Source organism: Intestinibacter sp. (assembly GCF_022780145.1).
Classification (GTDB): domain Bacteria; phylum Bacillota; class Clostridia; order Peptostreptococcales; family Peptostreptococcaceae; genus Intestinibacter.
In genome coordinates, this window is record NZ_JALEXO010000007.1 from 1 (window position 1) to 2770 (window position 2770).

Here is a 2770-nt window from a genome sequence, read left to right on the forward strand (position 1 = left end):
TTTACTATAATGGCAGTTATGAAAATAGCTAAGAGACTTCTAAGCAAATACTGGGGTGTGTATACGGATTTAGGAGATTCATTTTTAGAAAATCTTCAAGGTCTTACTACTTTAAAGATATTTGATTTAGATGAAGAGAAAAATATCGAAATGAACGAAAATGCAGAGAATTTCAGAAAAATAACTATGAATGTTCTTTTGATGCAGTTAAATTCTATAACTATAATGGATTTAGTTGCTTTTGGAGGTTCGGCTATAGGTATATTAATAGCAGTAAGTCAGTTTAGAAATACTATGATAACTCCAGGAGAACTTCTTATAATAATTTTATTATCGGCTGAGTTTTTCTTACCGATGAGACTTTTAGGCTCTTTATTCCATGTAGCTATGAATGGAATATCAGCTAGCGATAAAATATTTGATTTACTAGATATAAAAATAGAACAAAAACAAAAATTAACTGATGACGAGCTTAAAAGTCTTCAAAATATAAATATAAAATTAGAAGATGTATCTTATAGTTACGACAAGGAAAGATCGATTTTAAAAGATATAAATATCGACATAAGAGACAAACAAACGGTGGCACTTGTAGGAGAAAGTGGCTCAGGAAAAAGTACGATAACGAGTTTGCTTCTTAAAATAGACAAAGTAGACAGCGGTCAAATTACTTTAAATGGAATAAACTTAGACGATATACCATTCGACGTTTTAAATAAAAAAATTGGATTTATAAACCACAATGCTTATATTTTTAATACTACAATAAGAGAAAATATAACGATGGGCAAAAAGGACGCGACTGATGAAGAAATTTATAGAGCATTAAAGGAAGCAAATTTAGATGAATTTGTAAAAAATCTTCCAAATAAATTAGACACAAAAGTAGGAGAAGGCGGAAATTTATTATCTGGAGGCCAAAGACAGAGATTATGCATCGCTAGAACTATAATAAAAAATCCAGAGATATATATTTTTGATGAGGCGACTTCAAATATAGATGTAGAAAGTGAAGAAAAAATCTGGGACAGTATAAATAAATTATCTAAAGAAAAAACAGTAATCGTAATTTCACATAGACTTTTAAATGTGAAAAATGCAGATAAAATATATCTTTTAGACGACGGTAAAATAGCTGAGGCTGGAAACCACAAAACGCTTATGATGAAAAATGGACTTTATAAAAAACTAGTAGAGCACCAAGATAATTTGGAGAGTATATACGATGAATTAGAAAATAAAAACAAAGTTGAAGAAATGAAGGTGATATAGATGGAGAGTAGACAATCGGGAATAAAAATAATGTTGAGACTTATAAAAGTCCTAAAGCCTCTTGCACCTATAATGATGATAACTATATCCTTTGGAATTTTAGGATTTTTATCGGCCACGGCAATAACATCGTTTGGAATGGTGGCAGGCGCTACTGTACTTGGATTTGATATGGGAATAAGCTTAAAAGCTTCTATAATCATAGTAATAGTATGTGCGATACTTAGAGGAATTTTGAGATTTATAGAGCAGTATTCAGGACATTTTATAGCATTTAAAATACTTGCTATACTTAGAGATAAGGTATTTGTAGCTCTTAGAAGGCTAGCACCTGCTAAGCTTGAATCTAAGGAAAAAGGAAATTTAATATCTATTATAACTAGCGACATAGAATTACTTGAAGTTTTTTACGCGCATACAGTGGCACCTATAGCTATAGGAGTAGTTACTTCTTTTGTAATAGCTGTAGTGTTGTTTAAGATAAATCCAGTATTTGGATTGTTGTCGGTTTTATTTTATATTTTAATTGGGTATTTCATACCTGTATTTTCTTCTAAATTTGCAAAACAAGGTGGAGTTGAATACAGAGAGGCATTTGCAGATTCGAATTCGTATTTTTTAGAGAGCTTAAAGGGCATAAAAGAAATATTATTATTCGATGCGGGAGAAGAAAGAATTCAAAATATAAATCAAAAAAGCGATAAATTACATCAGAAAATGGGTGTGATAAAAGCTCATGAAGGAATTATCAGAGCGTTTACCGATATAGTTATAATGATAGCGATACTTACATTTTTATTTGTAGGAATTGAATTATACAAAAAAGGTCAGATAAATATAGGTCAGGCGTTGGTTGCTATAGTAGTGCTTTCGAGTTCATTTGGTCCTGTAGTGGCGCTTAGTAATTTATCTAATAATTTAATCCAGACATTTGCATGTGCACAGAGGTTATTCGATATATTAGATGAGGCGCCTGTGGTAGAGGATATATCTGGAGAGTGTGAATTGCAATCGAAGGATATAAAAATCGATGATATAAGCTTTTACTATGAAAATAGAGATGAAATATTAAAAAATTTAAATTTAAACATAAAAAAAGGCGAAAAAGTTGCTATAATAGGAGAGAGTGGCTCAGGTAAAAGTACGCTGTTAAAATTAATTATGCGATTTTGGAATGTAGATAGAGGAGAAATCTCAATAGGAGATAAAAATGTTAAGACTATCCCGACAAAAACTCTGAGAAAATCTCAAACTCTAGTCAGCCAAGATACGTTTTTATTCAACGATACTATATTAAACAACATCAAAATGGGAGATAAAAATGCGACTTACGACGATGTAGTCAAAGCCGCTAAAAAAGCATCTATACATGAATTTATAATGAAGCTACCAAAAGGATATGACACAAAGGTAGGTGAGCTGGGAGGAAACTTATCTTCAGGCGAGAAGCAGAGGTTATCTATAGCGAGGGCGTTTTTAAGAGACAGCGATATATTGA

The 2770-nt window shown here is 31.4% G+C and carries 2 protein-coding genes; both read left to right on the plus strand.

Annotation, left to right across the window (positions count from 1 at the left end):
- Positions 1–1272 (plus strand): ABC transporter ATP-binding protein/permease (locus MR593_RS00335; protein WP_290685641.1); only part of this gene is annotated, 1272 nt, incomplete at its 5' end.
- Positions 1273–2770, plus strand: a 1498-nt coding sequence (locus MR593_RS00340; protein ID WP_290685644.1) for an ABC transporter ATP-binding protein, incomplete at its 3' end; no start/stop codon positions are given. It abuts the gene before it with no gap.